This window comes from Undibacterium sp. Di27W, from assembly GCF_049340345.1.
GTDB lineage: Bacteria > Pseudomonadota > Gammaproteobacteria > Burkholderiales > Burkholderiaceae_D > Undibacterium.
In genome coordinates this window covers 17,021-38,058 of sequence record NZ_JBMPOS010000015.1, presented here as the reverse complement: position 1 = coordinate 38,058, position 21,038 = coordinate 17,021, and the positions used below count along the sequence as shown (strand labels likewise).

Annotated in this window: 30 protein-coding genes; 4 read left to right on the top strand and 26 right to left on the bottom strand. The window is 52.6% G+C overall.

Going from position 1 to position 21,038, the window contains the following annotated elements; translation table 11 throughout:
* Nucleotides 1-4 precede the first annotated feature (4 nt).
* The 8 genes from ACO0LF_RS25245 to ACO0LF_RS25210 form a co-directional block, all read right to left on the bottom strand.
* Nucleotides 5-247, bottom strand: a complete 243-nt coding sequence (locus tag ACO0LF_RS25245) for a hypothetical protein (protein WP_423019077.1) — start codon at nucleotides 245-247, stop codon at nucleotides 5-7.
* Between the two features lie 16 nt (nucleotides 248-263).
* Nucleotides 264-455 carry a hypothetical protein gene (locus ACO0LF_RS25240; protein WP_423003640.1) on the bottom strand — a complete coding sequence of 64 codons (192 nt, stop codon included), beginning with the start codon at nucleotides 453-455 and terminating at the stop codon, nucleotides 264-266.
* Nucleotides 442-612, bottom strand: a complete 171-nt coding sequence (locus tag ACO0LF_RS25235) for a hypothetical protein (protein WP_423019075.1) — start codon at nucleotides 610-612, stop codon at nucleotides 442-444. Before ACO0LF_RS25235 ends, ACO0LF_RS25240 begins: the two co-directional genes overlap by 14 nt.
* A 2-nt stretch (nucleotides 613-614) precedes the next feature.
* A complete protein-coding gene (locus ACO0LF_RS25230) occupies nucleotides 615-770 on the bottom strand; it encodes a hypothetical protein (protein WP_423019073.1) in 156 nt (51 codons plus the stop codon).
* A 100-nt stretch (nucleotides 771-870) separates the two neighbouring features.
* Nucleotides 871-1,116: an ogr/Delta-like zinc finger family protein gene (locus ACO0LF_RS25225; protein ID WP_423019279.1), complete on the bottom strand. Its 246-nt coding sequence runs from the start codon at nucleotides 1,114-1,116 to the stop codon at nucleotides 871-873.
* 11 nt (nucleotides 1,117-1,127) lie between these two features.
* A complete protein-coding gene (locus ACO0LF_RS25220) occupies nucleotides 1,128-1,331 on the bottom strand; it encodes a hypothetical protein (RefSeq protein ID WP_423019071.1) in 204 nt (67 codons plus the stop codon).
* Nucleotides 1,332-1,392: 61 nt separating this feature from the next.
* Complete coding sequence (locus ACO0LF_RS25215) at nucleotides 1,393-1,581, bottom strand: hypothetical protein (RefSeq protein WP_423019069.1); 189 nt, start codon at nucleotides 1,579-1,581, stop codon at nucleotides 1,393-1,395.
* A 20-nt stretch (nucleotides 1,582-1,601) separates the two neighbouring features.
* Nucleotides 1,602-1,802 (bottom strand): hypothetical protein, encoded by a 201-nt coding sequence (locus tag ACO0LF_RS25210; protein WP_423003628.1) that lies wholly within the window; start codon nucleotides 1,800-1,802, stop codon nucleotides 1,602-1,604.
* A 78-nt stretch (nucleotides 1,803-1,880) separates the two neighbouring features.
* On the opposite strand from ACO0LF_RS25210, the gene ACO0LF_RS25205 reads away from it, so the two are divergent.
* The 4 genes from ACO0LF_RS25205 to ACO0LF_RS25190 all read left to right on the top strand — a co-directional run bounded on the left by ACO0LF_RS25205 (nucleotide 1,881) and on the right by ACO0LF_RS25190 (nucleotide 4,488).
* On the top strand, nucleotides 1,881-2,303 hold the full coding sequence (locus tag ACO0LF_RS25205) for a helix-turn-helix domain-containing protein (RefSeq protein WP_423019067.1): 423 nt from the start codon (nucleotides 1,881-1,883) through the stop codon (nucleotides 2,301-2,303).
* Nucleotides 2,304-2,308: 5 nt separating this feature from the next.
* Nucleotides 2,309-3,022 (top strand): hypothetical protein, encoded by a 714-nt coding sequence (locus ACO0LF_RS25200; protein WP_423019065.1) that lies wholly within the window; start codon nucleotides 2,309-2,311, stop codon nucleotides 3,020-3,022.
* A gap of 26 nt (nucleotides 3,023-3,048) precedes the next feature.
* Nucleotides 3,049-3,759, top strand: coding sequence for a hypothetical protein (locus ACO0LF_RS25195; protein WP_423019063.1), 711 nt, complete (start codon nucleotides 3,049-3,051; stop codon nucleotides 3,757-3,759).
* A gap of 357 nt (nucleotides 3,760-4,116) precedes the next feature.
* The gene (locus tag ACO0LF_RS25190) at nucleotides 4,117-4,488 is read left to right on the top strand and encodes a hypothetical protein (RefSeq protein ID WP_423019061.1); all 372 of its coding nucleotides are present in this window, start codon (nucleotides 4,117-4,119) and stop codon (nucleotides 4,486-4,488) included.
* A 66-nt stretch (nucleotides 4,489-4,554) separates the two neighbouring features.
* On the opposite strand, the gene ACO0LF_RS25185 is transcribed toward ACO0LF_RS25190, so the two are convergent.
* From ACO0LF_RS25185 to ACO0LF_RS25100, 18 genes are all read right to left on the bottom strand, one after another.
* Nucleotides 4,555-5,583, bottom strand: a complete 1,029-nt coding sequence (locus ACO0LF_RS25185) for a contractile injection system protein, VgrG/Pvc8 family (RefSeq protein WP_423019059.1) — start codon at nucleotides 5,581-5,583, stop codon at nucleotides 4,555-4,557.
* Nucleotides 5,580-6,035, bottom strand: coding sequence for a phage tail protein (locus ACO0LF_RS25180; protein ID WP_423019057.1), 456 nt, complete (start codon nucleotides 6,033-6,035; stop codon nucleotides 5,580-5,582). The genes ACO0LF_RS25185 and ACO0LF_RS25180 overlap by 4 nt, the downstream gene beginning before the upstream one ends.
* A gap of 12 nt (nucleotides 6,036-6,047) precedes the next feature.
* A complete protein-coding gene (locus ACO0LF_RS25175; protein ID WP_423019055.1) occupies nucleotides 6,048-8,963 on the bottom strand; it encodes a phage tail protein in 2,916 nt (971 codons plus the stop codon).
* Nucleotides 8,964-8,983: 20 nt separating this feature from the next.
* Nucleotides 8,984-9,097, bottom strand: a complete 114-nt coding sequence (locus ACO0LF_RS25170) for a GpE family phage tail protein (RefSeq protein ID WP_423004731.1) — start codon at nucleotides 9,095-9,097, stop codon at nucleotides 8,984-8,986.
* An 8-nt stretch (nucleotides 9,098-9,105) separates the two neighbouring features.
* Nucleotides 9,106-9,426 (bottom strand): phage tail assembly protein, encoded by a 321-nt coding sequence (locus ACO0LF_RS25165; RefSeq protein WP_423019053.1) that lies wholly within the window; start codon nucleotides 9,424-9,426, stop codon nucleotides 9,106-9,108.
* A 53-nt stretch (nucleotides 9,427-9,479) separates the two neighbouring features.
* Nucleotides 9,480-9,989 (bottom strand): phage major tail tube protein, encoded by a 510-nt coding sequence (locus ACO0LF_RS25160; protein ID WP_423019277.1) that lies wholly within the window; start codon nucleotides 9,987-9,989, stop codon nucleotides 9,480-9,482.
* A 23-nt stretch (nucleotides 9,990-10,012) separates the two neighbouring features.
* Complete coding sequence (locus ACO0LF_RS25155) at nucleotides 10,013-11,188, bottom strand: phage tail sheath protein (protein WP_423019051.1); 1,176 nt, start codon at nucleotides 11,186-11,188, stop codon at nucleotides 10,013-10,015.
* Between the two features lie 45 nt (nucleotides 11,189-11,233).
* The gene (locus tag ACO0LF_RS25150; protein WP_423019049.1) at nucleotides 11,234-11,899 is read right to left on the bottom strand and encodes a hypothetical protein; all 666 of its coding nucleotides are present in this window, start codon (nucleotides 11,897-11,899) and stop codon (nucleotides 11,234-11,236) included.
* Nucleotides 11,900-11,907: 8 nt separating this feature from the next.
* Complete coding sequence (locus tag ACO0LF_RS25145) at nucleotides 11,908-13,035, bottom strand: hypothetical protein (RefSeq protein WP_423019047.1); 1,128 nt, start codon at nucleotides 13,033-13,035, stop codon at nucleotides 11,908-11,910.
* 1 nt (nucleotide 13,036) lies between these two features.
* The gene (locus tag ACO0LF_RS25140) at nucleotides 13,037-13,258 is read right to left on the bottom strand and encodes a hypothetical protein (protein ID WP_423019045.1); all 222 of its coding nucleotides are present in this window, start codon (nucleotides 13,256-13,258) and stop codon (nucleotides 13,037-13,039) included.
* 8 nt (nucleotides 13,259-13,266) lie between these two features.
* Entirely contained in the window at nucleotides 13,267-16,461 is a 3,195-nt protein-coding gene (locus ACO0LF_RS25135) for a DUF4815 domain-containing protein (RefSeq protein WP_423019043.1), read from the bottom strand.
* Nucleotides 16,462-16,472: 11 nt separating this feature from the next.
* Nucleotides 16,473-16,970 carry a hypothetical protein gene (locus ACO0LF_RS25130; RefSeq protein WP_423019041.1) on the bottom strand — a complete coding sequence of 166 codons (498 nt, stop codon included), beginning with the start codon at nucleotides 16,968-16,970 and terminating at the stop codon, nucleotides 16,473-16,475.
* 10 nt (nucleotides 16,971-16,980) lie between these two features.
* Nucleotides 16,981-17,925 carry a phage tail protein gene (locus ACO0LF_RS25125; protein WP_423019039.1) on the bottom strand — a complete coding sequence of 315 codons (945 nt, stop codon included), beginning with the start codon at nucleotides 17,923-17,925 and terminating at the stop codon, nucleotides 16,981-16,983.
* Nucleotides 17,922-18,761, bottom strand: coding sequence for a baseplate assembly protein (locus ACO0LF_RS25120; RefSeq protein ID WP_423019037.1), 840 nt, complete (start codon nucleotides 18,759-18,761; stop codon nucleotides 17,922-17,924). The genes ACO0LF_RS25125 and ACO0LF_RS25120 overlap by 4 nt, the downstream gene beginning before the upstream one ends.
* Entirely contained in the window at nucleotides 18,758-19,102 is a 345-nt protein-coding gene (locus tag ACO0LF_RS25115; protein WP_423019035.1) for a GPW/gp25 family protein, read from the bottom strand. Before ACO0LF_RS25115 ends, ACO0LF_RS25120 begins: the two co-directional genes overlap by 4 nt.
* 18 nt (nucleotides 19,103-19,120) lie before the next feature.
* The gene (locus ACO0LF_RS25110) at nucleotides 19,121-19,390 is read right to left on the bottom strand and encodes a PAAR domain-containing protein (protein ID WP_423019033.1); all 270 of its coding nucleotides are present in this window, start codon (nucleotides 19,388-19,390) and stop codon (nucleotides 19,121-19,123) included.
* A complete protein-coding gene (locus tag ACO0LF_RS25105; RefSeq protein WP_423019031.1) occupies nucleotides 19,387-19,857 on the bottom strand; it encodes a phage baseplate assembly protein V in 471 nt (156 codons plus the stop codon). Before ACO0LF_RS25105 ends, ACO0LF_RS25110 begins: the two co-directional genes overlap by 4 nt.
* Nucleotides 19,858-19,976: 119 nt before the next feature.
* Nucleotides 19,977-21,002: a hypothetical protein gene (locus tag ACO0LF_RS25100; protein WP_423019029.1), complete on the bottom strand. Its 1,026-nt coding sequence runs from the start codon at nucleotides 21,000-21,002 to the stop codon at nucleotides 19,977-19,979.
* Nucleotides 21,003-21,038 lie beyond the last annotated feature (36 nt).

Below are 21,038 nucleotides of genomic sequence, written 5' to 3'. Positions count from 1 at the left end.
TCATTCAATCAAAGTCACCGCTTGCGCGGCGTTTAAAATCGGTTACAGCAGCCTTGCCGGGCTGTGTCTGGCCTTTTCTTGCTGCAGGCTTTCCAAATAGGTGAGGCGGTACCCGCCCACGCCAGCAATGCGCCACCATGGCAAGGCTATGGCGCATCAGTGGCGGTAATTGCTCAAAAGGGACTGTGATGCGCAGGGCGGCATGCACCTTGCGCAGTTCGTCGTCTGTGGTTGCTGGAATAGGCATGATTTTTTGTGACGCGTCACGAAAATTTGTGCTGTTCTTCAATCAGCAACTGGCGACCTTCTTGCAGCAGCCGCACATTGCGGGAATATTCTTGCTCGGCTTCTACGTCTCCCAAACGCTCTGCAATGCCCTGCAGGCGTTCGTTTTCTGTAACGCCCAGGCTGATAGCGCCCATCAGGGCGACGTACACTTGATTAGGCAATCTCATTTCGCTGTCCCCTTAGAAAGTTGAATTTCCGTTCTCTTTCACGATCACGGTATTCCTTGGCGCGCTGGGCTGCACTCTTAGCATTTGGCTTGCGTGGGCGGCCCCGGCCAGGCTTATTAAAAATGTCGCGGGTATAGTCATCACCAGGTTGTTTCATGCTTACCACTCCCCGGCAATGCCGCCAAGATCGTGGATAACTTCCCCAAGCAGGCTCCGGCAATACAAACGGCTCATCGTTGGGCCGCGACGTGAAGACGCCAGCAGCTTGTGTATCTCTCGCGCCAATACAAAACGGGATGCAAATGTCAAACGCATGTAGGCCTCCAAAAGTTTTAGGTAAAAAAAGTCCCTCACGCCTGAAAACAGGCATGTTGGCTACTGCAATAGTTGTTAAATTAGTTCTGCTAGATCAGCATTACCCGACTGATAAATTTAGCGATAGCTGATTTAAGGCCGACTGTCGGGCGTGCCTTGAAATTGGAATCTTGATCGTATAGTCAGGTGTGGCAGACAAAGACAAAGTGCGTAATACCTCAAGGCCTGCGACAAACACATGGCCGCATTCCACGTTATTACAGCGATAGGTGATTTCCTTCAGCATGGGCGACATAGTGCGGCTTTTAATGGCACGCACGCGCTGTGCGCAATGAGGGCAAGGCATTCCAATTACTCTCATTCCGTGGTCCTTTCTAAATCTTCAAGCGATACTAAATTCATTGCACGACCACGTCCGGTCATTGACTTCATGCTCTGGCGTATAAAGCGTTTTGCCAAAAATTGGGCTGTTTCCTCAAGACTACTAAGCCCCCACTGGACGCGCATTCCTTCGAGCATTTCTAATTCGTCGTCCGTGAAATCGGCATTTAATGAGGGCATGTTCTTGTTTTCGTCAACTTAAGAGTGCTTAAGAGTGGCTAAGCAGTGTCTGTCAAAGTGTTCACTTTGCCGATAAAATTTGCTTGCAATTTTGGTTAAGCAAAGCAGCTTCGCGTAGCACCAGCTCACGCAAAAAAACAGATGGCTGTTCGCCCTGATAAGCCGCCATGGCGTTGATCAGCTCGAACTCATAATCATCAAAACGAAGCATCAGCTTGTTTGCCTTGATGCGTTTTTTGTCTGCATACATGGTCGTATCCTCTGGGCTGGTTACTTGGATGAGAGCTGGCGTACATATTCCTTCAGGCCAAGCAGGTATGTAACGCGCAGGAAAGAAGCAAAGGAGCGTTGCTCGGCCAGGGCATAAGCTGCAGCCTGGTCGTATTCCTCTTTAGAGAGACTGATTGGGGTTCGGATTGCCCCTTTTATTTGGGCGGCGCGACGGAATGATGTGTGAGTGTCAAGAGACATGATGTATCATTGTGTTACGTTAGTGGTAACGTGAATATAGTCCCCAATTGAGGACTTGTCAACTATTTTGAGATTCAAATGAGTGATTTAGGGGATAGGCTGCGGGACGAGCGCAAACGTCTGGGGCTGAACCAACTTGAGTTTGCGGATTTGGGGGGCGTCAAAAAAAATGCCCAGATGAATTATGAGAGCGGCGAAAGAAGCCCAGATGCCGACTATTTATCCGCGCTGCTTAAAGCAGGTGTTGATGTTATGTATGTGCTCACAGGAATAAAAGCAGCCGCAGGATTACAAGGAAGTGAAAACGATTTGTTGTCTGGTTTTAGAAAATTAGATCAGCGATTTAAAGAAGTTGTCGTCACTTTGGTGAGTGGATTGGCGCAAGAACCTGTAATTTCTGCGCCAACAAACAACATTAAAGGTAATGTCGGACAAGTAATTCATGGCAATCAAAATAATGAATCGCCTTTGCATTTTAGGTTCGGTAAAAAAGAGAAATAGCTACGATGACGGCCATTCGATATTTATTACTTCCCTTCCTCTTAGTCGCTTGTACAGGCAGTGATAAAGAACAGAATGCCATCAGCAATGATGGCATTTCCTCAGCAGCCAAGTCCGCGAATATCCTACCTATCAAACTAACTCACGGCTTTGTTACCAACATGCTTCAAGATCAAAAAACGAAGGCAACAATTGTTGGTACCGTTGATGCCAGTAACAAAGATGATTTGACGTCCACCGCAATAGTATTGGCAGAGCAAGTAGCTAAGCTAGGCATCGACATGGTTGAGGTGACATTAGATCGCAATGACCTTGGCGAACTCGCCACAGAGAACAGATATAAACATTATGTGCGCGTTGCATACGCTCCTGACCTCAAGCGCAGTATTGCATTTGATCGAAATTGGGAAATAGCTGTCGCAGAGGATGTCGTATCCAAACAAATGATTTTAGCTTCAAATCAATATCACGAACTTTACAACAAGTATGTACAGGCCGGAATGAATGGCGATAAAGCAGACAAAAAAGCCGGTGCTTCAATAGCTAAGGACTTTGGTCTTGCTCCTGATTGGCGATTGCCATTAGATAATTTGCGTGATACCAAACTTAGCCGTGCTGATTTTTTTATTAAAAGTGAACCTCAAAATTTCTCTGCTATCGAAAAAATTATAGGCTGCTTGAAAAACAAAATGAATTTCACAATTAAGTCTTGTGAATAGCAATAGGAAATTAATGTAGGCGTGGTATGGCAAATAAAAACGATATCGAAGGTGATGTTGGACAAATAGTGGCAGGTGACTCAGTTGTAGGACCAACACTCAGTAACGTCATGCACTTGAACATAGGTGAGAAAGAAGAAAAATTTCTCACCAAGATGCAACGCACGGAAATCAATAAAAAAGTAAGGGAATTGGAAGCGATTTCTGGTATTAATTGGAAGGTTTTTTACCGGGAGTTGCTTAACAAGTTTGGTGCTGAAGTTATGGATGAATTCTTGCGCAGCAAATTCAATGCTGCCTGCGAACATCTGGACACAAGAATTGCTGAGTATGCAGGGTCTAGCATAAAGAATGACCAGGTAGAGACACTAGCACCGCCCCAAGTACCAATAGCAACTGCAGCCGCACAAATTCAAGTAAAAGAAATCCCGTGTAAAACCTGCCACGAGAATACCCAGTCACTGAAGAAAGCTCATTTCAAAATACTTGTGCTGTTCGGTTTGATGGTGCTGATGTTAATAACTGAAGCGGTTGTTGTATTGTTTGCCTCGCCCGCCAAAGCCAGCACGGAAAAGGTAGCAATTGAGCATGTGGCAGATCAAAACTGTCATTTTGATGGCAAAGCGCAGTCAATAGGCAGCACGGTAAGAATGGCTGATGGTGTTGTCAGGCAGTGTACGGATGCGCCAGGTGATGCGCCGTCGTATTGGGAAATTCCGAGTAAAGCTAAGCATTAATCCGAAGTAACACTAACTGGAGGCACAATGAGTAAAAAAACTTATGCTGTTGTTTTTAACGAGCTTGGTATAAATGAGTTGCGGCCAGTGTTATCTCAGTGGTTAAAAAGCAGTGAAATTGGGACATACATCAATTGCAAGTCCATTGAACCAAATGGCCCTTACTTTCAAATAACAATAGATTCGAGCATACCTACAGTCCACGAAGCAAGCTTCGACGTGCAGTTTCAGCATACTTTTATTAAGTGTATTTTCTACTCTGCTGATATTCAAAAAATCGGCTTCATATAGCTTTTAGATATTGTTTATCTGGTAAAAAAACTGATCTTCAACACGGGCGTTAATAGGGGTACAAAAATGGAACTCAGCGAATTCATTGATTTGACACTTACACAAATACTTTCTGGCATTAGGGCAGCTCAGGAGCGAGAAGAAGTTGGGGCATATATTGTTGCCGATTTTGACGGCGGACATGAATATGCACAACATCCTAGGTTCTCGAATGCATCACGGCTCAAGTCAACTATAGTCGATTTTGATATTGCTGTAACAGCGGAAGACTCTTCAAAGAAGGGAGCAAGTGGCGCCTTGACAGTGTTTGGGATAGGAGGAAAGATAGAGGGTGATGTGGCATCAAAAGAAACCCACGTCAGTCGTATTCAGTTCGCTGTTCCGATTCTCCTTCCAAAAGCTAACCGGCCGTGGCATTCCGAGAAGAAATCTGACTAACCTTGAATGGCGGGCGTAGAGGCAGATTCATGATTCAGATGCTTTCAGCCCGGTATGGGGGTATCATTATTTCTCTAGATCTTCTACAGCCACTGCGTCATTTTCCTCCTGCCCCTTCCTAGTCTCCATCTCCAATTGCGTAGTAAAGCCCTGAGCTGTGACGCTGTGCATCGTCTTGACGATAAACCATTCTGTATCTCCTATTGGCGCTTTTAAGGTCGGGATGATGACGCCCATCATTGGCGTAATGTCTGGCCTACCCAAGGCCAAGGTAAATTGCAATGTTGCCTTGCCACGCTTTACCCGGTTCATTTCTGCTTTTGCTGCTTGCGCTGCAGCATCTTGATTGGGGTAGGTGTGCCGTAGGCGTTTTGGGTTGTCGTCTTCGCCTATCAGTTCGCTTTTTTCCTTCGCGTCGTTAGGATCATGCCATTGCGCACGAACGCCGTTGTATGCGTCGCGGCTGGCGGTGTGGTAGCGGTGTTTGTCGCCGTCGCGGCGTTCCAGGGTGATAGTGGGCAGGGTTTCGCCTTTGCTGTTACTGCCTTCATCAATGCGCAAAAACAGCAAACTGTCTTTTTTCACGGTGGCGACGGCATCAAATCGCTTGCCCAGCCGGTTCAAGAAATTAATATCTGACTCATTGGTCTGGTCTATGTGGTCGATGGCTTCCCCTTGTAGGCTTTGGCTCACCTTGGGCGCTAAACCATTGTCTTTGGCGATCTGGCCCACGATGTCGGCAACTGTCTTTTGATCAAAGCTGCGGTCTTTGCGGGTGCGTACTGGCTTTGCCATCTCGGCACTACGGGCGCGCAGGACCAGCATGTCGGGCGCACCTTCGTGTTCTACTTCATCCACCACGAACGTGCCTTTATCCACCATGCCCGAATGTTCCCAGCCTAGCTGCAGGGTGATCTTGACGCCTTTACGCGGTATCGCCACGCGGCCGTCACTGTCGTCTATGGTGATGTTCAATTCATCAACGGCGTTTTCTCTGGCCTCGGTCAGTGTCAGGCTCACCAGGCGCGGGTAAATCTTGCTGGTGATGTCCTGGCCATCCAGTGTTATCGCAAAAATTGGTTTATTGTGGCTCATGCTAAGTCTATGTCTTCCCAATCAATGACATCGTCATCCAGATCCGGGCCGCCTGTGTGCGGGTCTACCTGGTTGCCCAGGTCAGCGCGCTTAAGGTTGACAGTAAAATCTACCCGCAATGCCGCGCCATCTTCTAAAAAAATAGATCCACCCTGTGTCAGGTTAGTGATTAAAAACTGCCCGTAAATGCGGCCGGTTCCTTCTACCAGGACAAAAGCATCCCCAGCGTCGCCCATGGCGCGCAGGTCATCAAGCGCAGCCGGGTCGCCGGTTAAGGAGGGTGCCATCCAGCCCGTCAGGGTGATGGTGTCGTCACCTGGACCTATGTACTGGTGCGCATCACGTTCCCCCACGCGGGAGGTGGCCGGATGCTTCCATTCTGTCTGTCGCTGTAGTTCTTGGTAGGCCACGGTGGGCAAGCTGAATACGAACTGGCCTAAGCTCATCATCATGGTGCTGGTTCCTTAAAATTCATCATAGTCATGCATGGCAGAGCGTTTAGCCTGGCTCTTTTGTCGTTCGCGCCTGTCCAGCTCGGCGGCCACGGCTTTGGCAATGGCTTGTGGGTCGCTGCCTGCGGGTGGGTTGATCACTATCTGGATGGTGTCCGCGCTGTGGTAGCTGCTGCCAGGTGTATTGGCTTGCGGCGCCACTGGTGGGCGGCGATCAAACTTTAAGGGGGCTGCCTGGCTTGTTTGTTGTGGTATTGGCCATTTTGAGGTGGCTTGCAATTGCGTGGACTGTTGCGGCTGTGGTAATGCCGCAAACTGCACCAGGGCAGCAGGTTGCTGGTTGAACAAGGGTGGCGGCAGTTGAGCAAAGGCCGGTGTCATGGCGGCACCAGACATACCCAGGGCCACGCCAGCACTTATGGCGGTCATTTGCCTGGTCACGCCATTGAGTTTGTCCAGCGGCAGCGCCTGAGCCTTGTCTATGCCTATTGCCAGGCCTTGCATGGTGAATTGGCCCAGCTCTGCAAACACCACGCTGGGGCTATGTATGCCCAGCTTTTCTTTGAACCAGGACACCACATTGTCGGCCATGTTGCTGATGGTTTCGCGCACGGTGGCAGCGGCACTGGTGATGCCATTCACCAGGCCTTGCATCATGTAGGACCCAAACTCGCTAAACTTGGTAGGCAACTCCATGGTAAAGAAGCCATACACTGAGGCGATAGCATTGCGGAATCGCTCTACCGGGTTCCATGCAGAGATAAACCCGCTAAGAGCTGCAACGCCATTATCAAAGCTTTGTTTGATAGAAGCCCATAGCCCGCTAAAGAAGGCACTCACCTGCGCCCAGTTACGGTAGATCAGGTATGCGGCCCCGGCAATGGTGGCGATAGCCAAGACTATGGGATTGAGCAAAAAGGAACGTCCTACCAGTACTAACGAGCGCATTAGCCACATGAAGCCACTACCCGCAGCACGTATAGCAGGCCCAAGGCCACGCAGCCAGGCACCCACGCGGGTAAAAAATGGACCAATACGGGCAAAGGCACTGGCTAACCATTGCCAGGCACGCGCAAACAATCCGACCTTCGCCCCATTTGAAGCGGCGGCAATGCCTAGCGACCTCAATAGGAAACGCATGATTGCAAATGGCCCCAGGATTGAACCGACCACAATCGCAACAACGCCCAACACGGAGACCAGCCCAGCCAGTGCACCCAGGCCAATGACCGCGGTTTTTGTGACGCCTGGGTACTCTTTCATGACATTGACGACAGACTGCAATTTGTCTGCAACAATTTCCAGCGCACTGGCATAGATGGGCAAGACTTTATTACCGATTTCTAGTTGCAGGTCGTGTAGTTTCTTCAAGGCGGCAATTTCTCGGCCCTTGGCTGAATCTATGGCCAGGCCCAGGCCGGTATCAATATCGGCGGCGCGCTCATTGTTGTGGGCATTCTTTTTGATTTGTGCCATCTGGTTGACCACGGTGGCGTACAGGCCTGAGCCGGTGCGATTGGTCATGATGGTGCCTATGGTGTCTTCGATTTGCGACTTTTCTGTGATGCCATGGGCGGCCAGCTTGGGCAGCAAGACCTTTTCTATCCATTCAAAGGGGTTGGCTTTGAACAGTTCACCTTCCACCAGAGCTTTTTCTTTGACTTCATTGACGTTGCCCACCTTGTCATAGATGACTTTGTTTTTATCGACCAGGCCCAGGCGCATGAGTTCAGACGCGGCGCGGTTGGTGGTCTTGCCCTGGTACAGGTTTTGATAGGCAGACTGCAGCGCTGTCCCCACGCGGTTGCCGCCCATCTCTTGTATCAGCGGTTCCATTTGGTAAAAAAATGCCTTGTCGTCCAGCGCCTTGGCTGCCAGGCCGCCTGTTTTGATAAAGTTCAGCCATTCATTGGAGCCTACACGGCCACCAGTGGCGGCAATAACCTTTTGCACCATATTGGCTTCATGCTCGAATCTCTCTTTGCTTGCCAGGCCGCCGCGCAGCTCGATGACTTTGAGCATGTCCATAAAGGCTTCATTCTTTTGCCCGGCCTCGCCTTCGTCGTAGAGCGTGGCATTCAAAAACTTCATTTTTGCCAGCAGTGGTGTCACCATTTCGGCATGATGCAGGTCTCCAAATACAGACAGGGCATCGCGCATCAGTTCCAGATTTTCTGTTTGGCTGGTGCCAAATGTTTTCATTTCGGCGGCGAATTTGACGGCATCATTCGAGTCATGCGCGCTCATGCCCAGGCCTTTAAGGCGCTGGACTTCGGTTTCATAGTGCTTGGATTCACTCACGCCCTTGACTAAAGGCACGCTCATGGCAGCGCCTGTCATGGTCATGCCCATACCGCTGGAGACCATATTGCTGCCAGTAGCGCGGGTCTTTTCCATATGAGCTTTGGCCGCTGACACGTGTTCATGCCGCTTTGCCAGTTCAGCCAGCTTCAGCTTTTGCGCGTCTATCTGGCTATTGGTCGAGGCGATGCTATTGCGCAAACTGCGGTCATGCCCGGTTAAATTGCTGGTGCTAATGCCTGCAGCGTTGAGCTTGTCGCGCAGTACCTGCAATTGCTGGCTTTCTTGCTGGTGCTGTTGTTTGATCAAACGGGCAGCTGTGGTGGCGCGGTTTAGTTCTCGCGTCATGGTGCGCGTGGGCTTTTCTGTGGCGGCCATTTGTTCGGCCAGCTCTTTGACCTTAAGGCGCGCCGCATCCAGTCGCCCGCCAGTCTCCCGTAAGCCGGTATGCATTTGCCTGAAGCCAGCAATATGCTTTTGTTGCGCGTCCAGGTCTTTTAACTTGTCGCGTAAAGCCTTGAGGGCTTTGCCGCTGGCGGTGGATTCGCCAATGATACGTTTAAGGGGAGCGGTCACACGCTCTATCATGTTGAAGACTACCTGTAACTTTAAATCGCGTTCTGACATCGCTTAACCGCTCCACTTGTTTACTCTGCTGTGTTTCTCACCCTGGCACGTTCGCGCCAGTCCATCAGCTCTACAATACTCAAATCATCCATGGCAGAAGGTGGCCAATGAAACACAATCGCCAAATCCGCCATGGCATCTTCTACGTGCGCTGGAATGCCGTGCGGTCCGCTTTCTTGACCAAAAAAAGCGACACCTCCGCGCCAATTTCGACCAAGTCAGCCACATCCAGATTCGCCACATCCTGCGCTGTCAAGATAGGTGTGGTGATGCGCGGCAACACTTGCTGTAAGGCGGCGACATTCATTTGGCCCAGCTCGACCAGAGAGACCCCGCGCAGCTCGCCCGCCTTGGGCTTGCGCAGCGTGATTTCTGTAATGAGGCTGTCGCCGCGCTTGATGGGTTCATCCAGCGTGATGGTTTTGCTGGTGATGAATACGATTTCGTTATTTGCTGTTGTCATAGTGTTACTTTCTTAAACGTTGGTTAAAAAAATGCTTATTTGTTAATCTGTCTTTACATGCCTATGGCAGCGCGCAGCTCGGCGCGGCGGTCTATGCCACCGACCATTTCTATGCCGTTGATAAAGTCCAGCTCGATGATGTCCTGGCCGTTGATGATCAGCTTGTAATAGCTGCAGGTGGTTTTGTACTTGTGGTCGTTCTTGTCGCCCATCTTGGCGTTACCCATTTCGATTTCCTTATGGCGGCCACGGATAACGATTTCTACAGCATCCACCTGGGCGGTGTCGTCATTCTGGTACGCACCGGCAAAGCGCAACTGGACGGCGTTGTGGGTGACAGCGCCGTACTGCAGCAAGGCGTCATACAGCAAGCCGCCTGCGGTCCAGTCGAATTCGACTTTTTCGCTGTGGTAGTCCACTTCGATAGGGCCAGACATACCCCCAGCGATGTAGTCTTCCATCTTGCGGCCCAACTTGGGCAGGGTCAGTTCAGGCACCAGGCCGAGATAACTTTGGCCGTCATTGAACAGGTTGAAGTCTTTTAATTTGCTGGGTAATCCCATCATTTACTCCTGGTTGTTGTGGATTAGAGGCTGATTTGTTTGGCAAAGTCAGCCAGGTATTTATCTGTGATGCGTTGCTGCAGGACCAGATCTTCAACGGGTGGCACTGGCGTGTAGTCATAGTCAATGACCAGAGAACCTATCTTGAGACTGTCCTTGCTGTTTGCGGCTGGGTCGAACCAGGCTTTACCATCAATAATCAGCCCGGCCGTTTTAAGAGCGCGGAACTTGGCGTTAATCGATTCAATCAAGTCACGCACCAGGGATGGGTGCATGGGCTTGTCTACATAGCTGAAATGTACTTCTGCAATGGTGTCGGCCAGTACCTGGGCTGTGCGGGTGTAGTTCTCAAAAAAGAAAAACTCGGCTTCTTCTGCAGTACGGGAACCCCAGAAGCGGTACCCGGTTTTGTTAATCAGTGTGGTGACGCCTGCGGCATTCAACACACCGGCATCCGTGGCGCTGCTTTGCAGATCCCAAAACACGTCGCGGGCAATGCCGGTGGGGCCATTCACCACGACATTCGATAAAGACTTGTGCCAGCCAATGTCATTGTCAATCTTGGCACGCAGGCCCAGGGCGTAAGCAACAGCCGGTATAGATGCGCTGGCATTGGTGGCAGTATCAAAGTGCACAAAGTCAGGCCAGATAATCATGACCTCACGCTGGCCGAAGTGCTGACGGTAGGCGATGGCGGCTTCTTTGGTTTGTGCGCCCCAGGCAGAGGCATAGACAAAGGCGCGCAGCTTTTGGGCAATGGCGGCCAGCTCGGTGGTGACGGCTTGGGTATCAAGACCAGGCGCACCCAGAATGCGGGGTTTAATACCGAGCTTTGTTTGTGCCGCCAACAAGGCTTTTGCGCCTGTATATTGACCGCTGGGCGTTACGGTACCTACGACATTGGCAGTTTGTGCTGCCTCATCCACATCACTGGCGACGCGCACGACGATGGTGACGGGGTTGGTTTGCTGTGCAATTGCATCCAGTGCGCGGGCCAATGTGCCGTTATGGCCTGCTTTGGCGATGGCTGCCTGGATGTTGGTCAGCAACACCGGCGTATTCAAGGGGAATACTGTTACGTCTGCATCGTCAGCCGTGGCCACCAGGCCTATGACAGCTGTGGATACGGTACGTATAGGGCGCGTACCTGCGTTGATTTCGACGACGCGCACGCCATGATGGTAAGTTGTTGCGGGCATTGTGTTTTGCTCCTGTGGTTGTTGAACAAAGGCTAAATTTAAAATTCAGGCAAGGATGGCTGCTGCGCGGCCAGGCTGGATCAGTCCGGCAATTTCCAGGGCTTGCAGGCCTGGTGTTGCTTCTATGGGTTTGATCCAGTCTGAGTTTTCTAAACGCATCACCCAATCTTTTAAGCTGGCGTTAGCTTCTGCTGCGGCCAGAATGGCGGCGCGTTCTTCCTTGGTGAAGCGGTCAAGGAATTGGCCGCGTGTCAGACGGTTGGGGACGGGGACTGCCGCGTCCACCGACCAGGTAAAGGCTTGTACCGCATTGATATCTGTCAGGGCATTCACTGCCAATTCCGCGGCGTCGCTGCTGCGGCGTATGCTTTCGCGTTCAGCCAAGACTGCATCGATATCAGCCAGGCTGCCCCAGCCTGCGGCGTCGCGTTCGTTGGCTCTTTGCTTTTTCCAGTCGGTAGCGGCAATCAGCCTGGCTGCTTCTTCCTTGATCTGGCTGCAGCGGGCAGCTTTGGCGGCTGCCAGGGCGCTGTCAGTGTTCAGGGTGATGGTGGTCTTACCCTTGGATACTTTGACCATGTAGTGAGCCAGCAATGCCGGATTGAAGCCGTCCGGAGCTGGTGCCAGGCGCACGCCTTCCCAGGCTTGCAGGTAGTCGTCTTGTGTATAGCCGGTGATTTGATTGCCGCTGTCAATAATGAGTAGTGTCATGGTGTGCCTTAGATTGCGAGATAGCCGATAGACATATAAAAAATGCCGGTGCTGACGTCGGTGTAGTACATCGCACCGTTTTGGCTGCCGACTTGTTTATGCGCGGTGGTCAAGGTGGGTGCGCTGCCACCGTTCGAGGTCGCGGCGAATTGGCTGGTTGTGCTGATCAGGTAAAAATTGCCTGCGGTGCTGTTGTAAGTACCAGCCATCGCCAGCGTCAGGAATTTGCCGCCTATACCGGAACCCGCTTGTGTGGTTGATGCGTTGTAGTTGCGCTGGACCACGGTCATTTTGTTGGCGAACAGCCATTGATATAGGGCAGTTGCCGTGCTGGTGAGTGCAGATGCGATGCCAGTATTGCCATGCAAGGCATTGCGTATGCCAGCGTCAGCAAATAAGGTCACGGGCATGACAGTGCGGCCTGCTGCAATTTCGCTCGATACAAAGTTCCAGGCATCGACCGAGGCTGTGGCATCTGCAAACAGATAGACCATGATGCTGGTCAGTTTGGTGTACAGCGCCGTCATACCAACACCAGACTTGCCCAGCTCGCGCAAGGCAATCAGGCTGGCCGCTATGGCGTCTTGTGCCTGGGTATTGGCTGCGATGGCGTTTAGCCAGTTGGTGTTTGCATAGATCAGCGTCATAGCCGCTTGAACAGATGCAAACTTGTCCATCGTCGTGCGGCTGGCCGCTGTCAATGCCAGGCAACCAGGTATCGCGGCAATGTACGGTGCCAGATAGGCGGCTTTTGTTTGTATCCATGTCTGCATGACGCTGGATGCAAGGATATCTGTCCATGCCAGCGTGCTGCCCATGAGCTTAGGGCGTAGCAAATCATCCTGCAGGGCCACTTGTAGGGTGCGTGCTTCGTCCGTGCACAGGCGTTGCCAGGTGCTGCGGTGGCTAGCGTCTGTCAGCCAGATGTCGATATCTGCGCTGGTCATGGCATCAAACAAGGCCAAGGTGTCGCGGCCTATCAAGGCTGCATTAATAACCTTGTCCAGTGCGCCAAACAATGCGCCATTGATCACCATGGCATTGGTATTAGCTTGCGCCAGATCCGCGCTTTGCAATAAAGCGCGGGCTCGGGCTATGTATTGGTCGCGGAAATCGCTTAAGTTACTTGCGCTCATATCAAATCAATCCTGCGTAAATGAGGGTGGTCAAGTCGTCAATCTGCGCTTGCAGGTTGGCGGTAGTGGTTTTGTCTGCCTTGCCCGCTTGCACCATGCCCAGGGTGTTGATGTCTGCATCGATGGCCGTGATGGTGTCGCGCAGGCGCGTTACTTCTTCCGCGCCGGTATTCTGGATGTGGGGCAGCTTGTATTGCCGGTTTGCTGTCTTTTGATCTTGCATGGCGATCCTCAAATAACAATGACGCGCAAATTGCGGTGACGTGGCCTGGCAGCGGTATTGCCGGATATATCCAGTTTTGCCCGTAGACGATCGGCATTGATGCCGTTCAATTCATAAGTGAGCTCATGCCATTCAGCGGCAATATCCCGGCTTGATACAAAGGGTGCGGGTGTGTAGACCGGTGCGCCGCCTGCTTCTGGCGCAACACTCACAACCAGGCTTGTACCTGCAGGCAAATAACAATCCACCACAATGCGGGCGCGCACGTTTTGCCCTGCAGGCACCAGCGGGCTGATATAGCTGCCCTGGTTACTGACTGTGCCAGCCAGTAGCGTGACGCCTGGGTACAGCACGGGTGACAGGCTGGCTGTACCCGTCAGCTTGGCCGTCACACTGAATTGCCCGGACATAGGCGCAGCCAGGCGCACCGGCTGGCCGTCATCCACGTTCAATACGCTGCCACCGGGTAAGGTGATTTGATATTCAACGCGGGTTTGTGCGCTGGGGGCTTCTACCAGGCCTAGCAGCATCAAATCAGTGACGTTAGCCAGGTTGGTATTGCCCAGCTCGATGGTGCGCGTGGTGACCTGGTATTCAGCCGCTAGCAGCCGGAAAGCCAGGTCGCGGTCTTGATGTGGGGTCCAGGTGGTGGCATTAGAGGATGACAGCAGCACGCCCACGGTATAGGGCTGGCTGGCAACCCATTGGCCCTTATGGTCGTCATACTTTCCCAGCTCGGCAATGCTGGCCGCTGTGGTGGCGTCGTCACATAAAATCACCAGGGCATAGTCCACACCACCGGACAGACTTACCGGGTAATCGAAATTAATGCGGGTAGCCTGGCCATCCACATTGATGGAGGCAGCCGGAATACGCGCCTGGGCGATGACCTTTTGGTTAGGGATGCCCGTTGTTGTTTCCCTGATTTGCACCGCCAGCAAAGAATTGCCCTTGGCGGTGAACCACAGGTCCAGCCCGGCAATTTGCCTATCAGCGGCCAGGGTAAAGGTTTGCGCCAGCGGGTCCACTTTAAAATAGCTTACCCAGCCCGAGGTATGAACAGAAACCAGTTGCCTGACATCCTGCACTTCCAGACCAATGCCGCTATAGATGGCGACACCGTAGCTACCTTGGTTACCCAAAAATTCCACACGCTTGCTGCCCGCTGGCACTTTGGCCGGGATCTGGAATGTGCCGCTGATGGTGCCGGGTATCGGTGCTGCCAGATTGCCCGGCACAACAGCCATACCGTCAAAGCGCAAGATCTGGATAGACTCACCTGGAGCAAAGCCCTTAACAGTAAAGCTGACACTAATCTGGCGAATGAATTCAGCAGGTTTGCTGGTCGTGCTCACTTCATTGGTCAAGACATTTACCCGCTCATAGGCTTCGCCATCTGCCTGGACTGATGAGCGTTGCACAGTCTTGGACAGGTTTTCTGTCACGCTTTTTGTGACGGGGCTTAACCAAGTGGTGTCAACATCTGTCCAGCGATCTATTGCCGGGTTCAAGACCACATCAGACGGCAATGGGTCAAATGCGTCGTAAGGGTTGATACGCATGCTGCCAGTGCGCAATGGTTGCTCTAATAGCGTCACCACGTTGTAAGGCAGTGTCGCCGGTGCTGTCAGAGTGACAGACAGCAATTTAGGTTGCACGGTAACCGGCAAGCTTAGTTCACCACCATAGATAGCGCCGGTCTGCGTTAAGCCCTGGTCACGCACAGCATCAGACATGAAGGGGTCTACAAACAAGCCACGCTTGGCGGTGGCGTCACGCAGTTGCGTACTGGATTCAAGACGCTGCTGCGCCATTAATTCGGTCAGCAAGTCCATGCGCCTGGCGTAGGCTGCCAATGTATCCATAGGAACCACGCGCACGCTATCGTTAATGACAGTGCGTGGGCCAGCGCGCCAGTTCTGTACGACAGACGCCAGCGCCAACAAATTGGCCGGTACGCTGGGCGATTTTGGGTTGCGATCTGCCGCCACACCTGGCAGCCAGACCAGCGCACCGGCGCTATCCATGCACAAACGGTCTATGCGGGGCAGCATGCGGTTATAACTGAGTAGGATAGCCGTACCCAGCACAGCGCCGGTCACTGTGCAACCATCGGCATCTATGGCTGTTGCAGGCACAGAGGCAAGGTATTGGTAAGTAACCTTGTAAGTGCTGCCTGGCTGCGGCTCTGCACCTGGCAAAGACCAGTCTATTTGCTGGGCGGTGAATTTCCAGTCCACGTCCTTGGTGTAGGTGGTGGCACCTTGTTTCACAGACAGCACTGCCAGTACAGAACCATCTTCCAGTGGGTCGAGTGCGCCAGTAAAGCCGCCGTGCGCTACATCAATAGTCTTTTGCGCGGTGATCGTAACTTTTAAAACATTGGCAGCAGGCGCACGATCAAAGTTCACGCGCTGGGCTGCAGGGCCTGTGGATTGGTGCGGTTCATTCTCAATATAGCGCAAGTCTGGTGTGACGGCTCTTACCAGGCGGCGACTGGTGGGCAGTTCCACCGCAAAGCCCGATACCCTGGCGCGGCCTTCGCTGACGGTATACACCTGTTCACCTGTGGGCAGGTTGTCTGCTGCTGTGACGTTTAAGCCGTTGACGGTATAGCTACCGCCTGACGAATCGCGGTCATAGCGTGCGATGGCCTGCGTGACGCCATCCAGCTGGGGCGGTGGTTCTTTGCTGCGTACTGTGCCGTCTTCTACTGTATAGACAGGGTAAAAATTACCCTCCTGGCCGTCGCCGGCAAAGCCCCAGGCTAAAAGCTTTTGTAAGCGGCCTGCACCGGCTTTGTCAAAGCCACGGGTGTTTTGCGCACGGTTACGCAGGCTGGGGTCTTCCAGCTCGGTGACAATGTGGGCTTGCATGTACACGCCGACGATGACGATACCCACCACGGCAATAGTGAGGTTTGCAGGCGGCACGCCACGTACTGCGCCATCGACATACAGCGCGCCAGATTCGCAAGTCGTCGCGCCGGTGCTGGCATTGACGACAATGCGGGCATCACGGATAACCGCGCCATCGGCCAGCAACACGTCTGCCACGCCTTTGATACGGCCTTGCAGCAGGCTTTGCGCCTCGTTGAGTTCGTCAGACTGGATAACTTTGTCTGAACGGTACAGCACCGTATCAAACTGCTTTGCCGGGTTGTGCCGGTTCAGGTAGCCGGGTAAGTTGATATTTTGATCCATGGGGGTCCTGTTCAGAATGGCAATACGTAGCGATAGACTTGCTCAGTCGCGCCAGAGCGGATCAGGCGCGGGATACGGTCCAGCATATAAAGACGGCCTGGCGTAGTGATTTGCGCTGGTGTGAAGTAACGCTGCCCGGCTGGCAGGCCTGCGGCCACCTCAGTGCCAACAAACAAGCCCAGCTCGCGGATGTCTTGGCCTGCGCCGTCGCCATAGTCAAAGACAAATTCAATGAATACCCAGCGGGATGGGGTTGCCACGATCCTGTAAAGGTCACCACCTGGCACGCGAATGGTGTTGGGGGCATTAGGATCTGTTTCTGGTACCACGAATTGCTTTTGGCTGGACACGCGGCGGCCTATCTCATCCACGAGGGTAGTAGCGGTGACGGGCTCAGAAGATGGCGCGGCATCCCATGCGGGCAAGCCATGGCCCCAGGCGAGATGCAGGGGGCGGTTTTTAAACTGTTCGGCCAGCTCGATGCGGCCTTGGTCTTGTAATACAGCCATTTGAATATCCTTATGGTGTAGTCGGTGGAATGGCAATTAATGGGTAACAAACAGCCCAGCCGCTGGCCCATTGGTCAGCCCAGCCATAAACAGGCAAAGCCGGATTGGTGACGGTGGTGGCGTTGCCTGGTGCAATTGCTTTGATGGGTGCTGGTGCTTTTTGTACAGCCAGCAAGGCGCTGTAAGTGGCGCGATGATTGCCACGCACAGCCTGCAATGCCGGTTGATTCACTTGGCCGGTGTAGATGTCATTGATGCTGACAACACTGTTTAAGCGGATCTCACTATCGAGCACCCAGCTATCTAACTGCATCAAGGCATCGTCAGTGACGGTATTGAGTTGGCGCGGACGGTGGGCAGTAATGGGTGCTAGTGTTGGCGGCGCATCGACCAGGCCGGTATGCGTCTCACCAAACGACAACTTAACGCCGTCTGTTGCTGGGTCACCAGACCAGATACCAGAATCATCATCAAACAGGCAGTTATCAAAGCTGGTGGCGTCCAAGCGGCCCGCACGCAGGTCCAGGCCGTGGTACAGGCGATAGAAACGGCTATGTGCTGGCAAGGATGCATTCACCACCTCGCGTATCCGGGCCAGATCCAGGGCCGCTGCTGTCGTGCCTGGGTCTATGTGCAGCAAGAATTCATCTTCTTCCAGCGTCACGTGGTCATAGGTCAGCCAGGACAAGGCACGCACTACACTGGCGGCGCTGCCGCGTTCCAGCAGCCAGGGCAAGCCAGCGGCGATCAGTGCGGCATTGCTGGCGAAGTGCAACGAGAATTGCGCCAGGTTCCATTCAGCGGCTAGCCAGGGCTGGAAGGCTGCGGGCAAGTTGCTGGCAATGTTGGCCGGTGCGTCTGCTGCCGTGTCCAGATCCGCACGCGGCGCTATGCGTACCAGATTGCGTTCCAGCTCGCTGGCGTTGGGTGGCAGCAGTTGCGCAAGGTCAGTCATGCCACACCGCCATCATTCAGGTTGATAGCACCAGCGACCGCGTATTTATCTTCAGCCAGCACAGTATTGTTAGCGGGCTGGCCTGCAATGGGGAATTCAACGCGGGCAATGCCTGGCTGTTGTAGTTGTGCCGTCACCCAGGACAGTGGCACTGACCGGCCCAGGCTGGCATAGCTGGCGATGGCTGTGATAAAGCGTGCCTGAATTTGCGTGACGATATCCGCCGGGGCGCTGGCTTCGCGCCACAGGGTTGCCGTGACATCCAGAGCCACCGGCCGACCTGCAACCACTTTGACAGCCACACCCAGCGGGCGGGCGTTTGGCGCGTTCATGGCCGCCAGCACGGCGGCGCTGGTGGTTTGTGTCTGGCTGGCGTCAATCAGCCACAGCACCACGGCGATAGTGCCGGGCGTGGTGCTGCTAACATTGGCATCACGGACATTCAGGCTGGCAGACAGCGCAAGCAAGCGGTATTGCTCTGCTGTGCCATTGCCAGCCAGGGCAGCAATGCGCAACTGAATACGGCTGCGGTAACGCTCGTCTGCTTCGCCAGGCATGCGCGCCAGGTTATAGAACGCGCCTTTGTGGTCCAGATCCGTGCCAGTGGCAAAGGCCAAAAGATTGGCGCGGGCTGCCTGGTTGATACGGTCACGCAGCAGCATTTCGCGGTAGGCAAAGGCTTCTACTTGCTTGACCAAGGGCTCAGACGGCAAGCCCAGCACATTGGCGGCTGCCGGGTATCGCTGCAGCAAGTCTTGTTTGTGCGCAGTGACCAGGGCTTCAAAATCCAGCTCTTCAACGACTGCAGGCGCAGGTAACTTGGTCAAGTCCATCATGCTTGCCCCTTGATCGTCAGCGGCAAGGACAAGTTAAATGCCTTGGAAGCGCTGACAAGTTGGCCTTTGAGTTCAATGATGACTTTGCCCGGCGCGTCTGCGCGGTACAGCTTTACATGCGTGAGCTTGATGCGTGGCTCCCACTTAAGCAGGGCTTCAGCCGTGGCGACATACAGGCGCACTTGTGTGAAGCCGTTTAAAGGCTGGTCTATCAGCTCAAACAGCAGGCTGCCATAGTCGCGGCGCATGACGCGGGTGCCTATAGGCGTAGTCAGGATGTCGGCAATGCTCTGGCGCAGATGCGCCAGGCCTGACAAACGTTCACCTGTATTGATATTCATGCCTGCCATATCTGTTCCTTAATCTGGAATAGCGAACCAGGCGCGGCCTGTGCTGGGATGAGAACAGCTTGCATGATGGCCCTGGCGGCATGCCGGTATGCCGTTCAATGTCATCCAGGAGGAACCCTCGACCATCACCGGGTTAGCATGTGGTACCGGGCCATGCGGCGTGACACGGTCACCCTTGACGACGACAGGCGCGCCATCGACAGCGAAGAAGTTTTGCCCACCAGCGAGATGCGCGCCGCCTGCAAAGTCCAGGGCTTTAACGGCAATACCGTGGCTCATGATTTGACGCCCTCAAATTTAGGCGTGCGTAAGGTAACGCCATCATTGCGCAGTTCCAACGTGGTCGCACCGACGACAAAACTAAACTTGCCCTCTGTAGGTAGCGTGATGATGTAGTGGTGGTCGGCGTGGTTGTAATCAGCCGTCGCGCCGTCTGGGTATTCGGTGCGGGTGTTATCTGGGTTGGTGTCTGGTGCCGGGTTGTGGTTGCTGGCAATGCCTGGCAAGACCACGCCGCCTGCAAATTCACCGGAGGGAGAAAGCAAAACGCATTGTTCGCCCACCGTGGGTGGGTTCCATGTCTTTGTTTTACCTGCGCGGGCCGTTGCCATGGGCAAGAAACCGGTTTTGATATCGCCAATTTGCAGGCGTACTTGTGGTACGCGGCCGTGCTTTACTTCGGCGATGGTGCCGAGGCGAAGGAGATTTTGCAGGCGGCGAGAGAGGTCGGCAAGAGTGAATTCCATGCCGTCTATGGTGACGTAACCGGGCTAACCAGTCACGTGGGGAGGGGTTGCTATGTCAGATAGTAACCCCTGATTTATTACGATTTCCGTACTGAGTTTATTTTAAATTGGCTGTAAAATTATTTTTTTGAAATGGCTTCATATACGGTGAAATTTGAACCCTCACCGACCTCAAATCTGCCACTTCCAATCCCAGCTCCCGACACTTCAAATTTTGCACACATTTCCAAAGCCGAGTTTCCTGATGATAGTGTTGCCGCTGCGCCCTTTGCTGAAAGCCCCGCTGTTATTCTCGCTGTACTTTGGAGCAAAACACCGTTTGCAGATGGTTGTACGCATAGAGTACAACTTTTAGCATTGTTGCTTGCGCTACTGCCGACAGCACTTACCAAGTAAGCTTGATTTGTACAAACATTCCCTTTTAGATTGACATCAAATTTAGATTTTCCTTGGCGCTGAACGAAATTAAGCTTTGGTAGTTGAGCAACTGGCGGGATAGCAATGGAGGGATGAGCTTGATTGTCTACTTCAATCGCAATTTGCAAAAACTGGTTTTCGTTCCATTTGCTTTGATTTTTTATTTTGAAAATTCGGCTTTGATTAACATTAATGTCACCCTCAAAAATGTCACTTGATTCAATCAATCCCTTAACAACTCGAATTTTTATTTTGGAATTAATACTGCTAATATTTCCTGAGGGAGCCCACTTAACTGTAAGAAAGAATTCGTCGGTCTGATAGGCCTCCTGTGGGATAGTTACTTTGATTGTTTCAGCAGCGAGGCAATTGCTATACATATTTGCACCCACAGCTGACAACGCACTGTTGACAATATTTAGGTGATAGTCTCTATCAAGAGTAACCCCGCTTGAACTATAAATGCTATTAGCCATCGCTTTTGCATCACTTACGCTGATATTGACAGGGATGTTTGCAATTGGAATTGTCGCGTCAGCCCGACGGTTCGCAGAGCTGCTTGAATTTTCGTTAAAAATGCTATATGCGGAGTACTTTACGCTGTCTGAAAGAGAGTAACTATTTATGTCCTCAATAGTGAAATCACGTGGGTTGCACTGCTGCGCCATGGCACCAATGTGAAGTACAGCGAATGAGGTAAGAAGAAGCACTTTTATCGCTTTAAGCATTTTGCATTCCTTTCTGTTTTGTGTATTGAATGAAAT

What these genes read in the sequence shown, in the direction of transcription:
- ACO0LF_RS25115 (WP_423019035.1), bottom strand. Translation starts at nt 19,102, where the DNA reads ATGAATATCAATACAGGTGAACGTTTGTCAGGCCTGGCGCATCTGCGC.
- ACO0LF_RS25215 (WP_423019069.1), bottom strand. Translation starts at nt 1,581, where the DNA reads ATGTATGCAGACAAAAAACGCATCAAGGCAAACAAGCTGATGCTTCGT.
- ACO0LF_RS25195 (WP_423019063.1), top strand. Translation starts at nt 3,049, where the DNA reads ATGGCAAATAAAAACGATATCGAAGGTGATGTTGGACAAATAGTGGCA.
- ACO0LF_RS25170 (WP_423004731.1), bottom strand. Translation starts at nt 9,097, where the DNA reads ATGGCGGATTTGGCGATTGTGTTTCATTGGCCACCTTCTGCCATGGAT.
- ACO0LF_RS25190 (WP_423019061.1), top strand. Translation starts at nt 4,117, where the DNA reads ATGGAACTCAGCGAATTCATTGATTTGACACTTACACAAATACTTTCT.
- ACO0LF_RS25220 (WP_423019071.1), bottom strand. Translation starts at nt 1,331, where the DNA reads ATGCCCTCATTAAATGCCGATTTCACGGACGACGAATTAGAAATGCTC.
- ACO0LF_RS25145 (WP_423019047.1), bottom strand. Translation starts at nt 13,035, where the DNA reads ATGAGCGCAAGTAACTTAAGCGATTTCCGCGACCAATACATAGCCCGA.
- ACO0LF_RS25110 (WP_423019033.1), bottom strand. Translation starts at nt 19,390, where the DNA reads ATGAGCCACGGTATTGCCGTTAAAGCCCTGGACTTTGCAGGCGGCGCG.
- ACO0LF_RS25205 (WP_423019067.1), top strand. Translation starts at nt 1,881, where the DNA reads ATGAGTGATTTAGGGGATAGGCTGCGGGACGAGCGCAAACGTCTGGGG.
- ACO0LF_RS25235 (WP_423019075.1), bottom strand. Translation starts at nt 612, where the DNA reads ATGAAACAACCTGGTGATGACTATACCCGCGACATTTTTAATAAGCCT.
- ACO0LF_RS25180 (WP_423019057.1), bottom strand. Translation starts at nt 6,035, where the DNA reads ATGATGATGAGCTTAGGCCAGTTCGTATTCAGCTTGCCCACCGTGGCC.
- ACO0LF_RS25200 (WP_423019065.1), top strand. Translation starts at nt 2,309, where the DNA reads ATGACGGCCATTCGATATTTATTACTTCCCTTCCTCTTAGTCGCTTGT.
- ACO0LF_RS25240 (WP_423003640.1), bottom strand. Translation starts at nt 455, where the DNA reads ATGAGATTGCCTAATCAAGTGTACGTCGCCCTGATGGGCGCTATCAGC.
- ACO0LF_RS25150 (WP_423019049.1), bottom strand. Translation starts at nt 11,899, where the DNA reads ATGACACTACTCATTATTGACAGCGGCAATCAAATCACCGGCTATACA.
- ACO0LF_RS25130 (WP_423019041.1), bottom strand. Translation starts at nt 16,970, where the DNA reads ATGGCTGTATTACAAGACCAAGGCCGCATCGAGCTGGCCGAACAGTTT.
- ACO0LF_RS25185 (WP_423019059.1), bottom strand. Translation starts at nt 5,583, where the DNA reads ATGAGCCACAATAAACCAATTTTTGCGATAACACTGGATGGCCAGGAC.
- ACO0LF_RS25140 (WP_423019045.1), bottom strand. Translation starts at nt 13,258, where the DNA reads ATGCAAGATCAAAAGACAGCAAACCGGCAATACAAGCTGCCCCACATC.
- ACO0LF_RS25160 (WP_423019277.1), bottom strand. Translation starts at nt 9,989, where the DNA reads ATGGGATTACCCAGCAAATTAAAAGACTTCAACCTGTTCAATGACGGC.
- ACO0LF_RS25105 (WP_423019031.1), bottom strand. Translation starts at nt 19,857, where the DNA reads ATGGAATTCACTCTTGCCGACCTCTCTCGCCGCCTGCAAAATCTCCTT.
- ACO0LF_RS25175 (WP_423019055.1), bottom strand. Translation starts at nt 8,963, where the DNA reads ATGTCAGAACGCGATTTAAAGTTACAGGTAGTCTTCAACATGATAGAG.
- ACO0LF_RS25225 (WP_423019279.1), bottom strand. Translation starts at nt 1,116, where the DNA reads ATGCCTTGCCCTCATTGCGCACAGCGCGTGCGTGCCATTAAAAGCCGC.
- ACO0LF_RS25165 (WP_423019053.1), bottom strand. Translation starts at nt 9,426, where the DNA reads ATGACAACAGCAAATAACGAAATCGTATTCATCACCAGCAAAACCATC.
- ACO0LF_RS25120 (WP_423019037.1), bottom strand. Translation starts at nt 18,761, where the DNA reads ATGATGGACTTGACCAAGTTACCTGCGCCTGCAGTCGTTGAAGAGCTG.
- ACO0LF_RS25135 (WP_423019043.1), bottom strand. Translation starts at nt 16,461, where the DNA reads ATGGATCAAAATATCAACTTACCCGGCTACCTGAACCGGCACAACCCG.
- ACO0LF_RS25100 (WP_423019029.1), bottom strand. Translation starts at nt 21,002, where the DNA reads ATGCTTAAAGCGATAAAAGTGCTTCTTCTTACCTCATTCGCTGTACTT.
- ACO0LF_RS25230 (WP_423019073.1), bottom strand. Translation starts at nt 770, where the DNA reads ATGCGTTTGACATTTGCATCCCGTTTTGTATTGGCGCGAGAGATACAC.
- ACO0LF_RS25155 (WP_423019051.1), bottom strand. Translation starts at nt 11,188, where the DNA reads ATGCCCGCAACAACTTACCATCATGGCGTGCGCGTCGTCGAAATCAAC.
- ACO0LF_RS25125 (WP_423019039.1), bottom strand. Translation starts at nt 17,925, where the DNA reads ATGACTGACCTTGCGCAACTGCTGCCACCCAACGCCAGCGAGCTGGAA.
- ACO0LF_RS25210 (WP_423003628.1), bottom strand. Translation starts at nt 1,802, where the DNA reads ATGTCTCTTGACACTCACACATCATTCCGTCGCGCCGCCCAAATAAAA.
- ACO0LF_RS25245 (WP_423019077.1), bottom strand. Translation starts at nt 247, where the DNA reads ATGCCTATTCCAGCAACCACAGACGACGAACTGCGCAAGGTGCATGCC.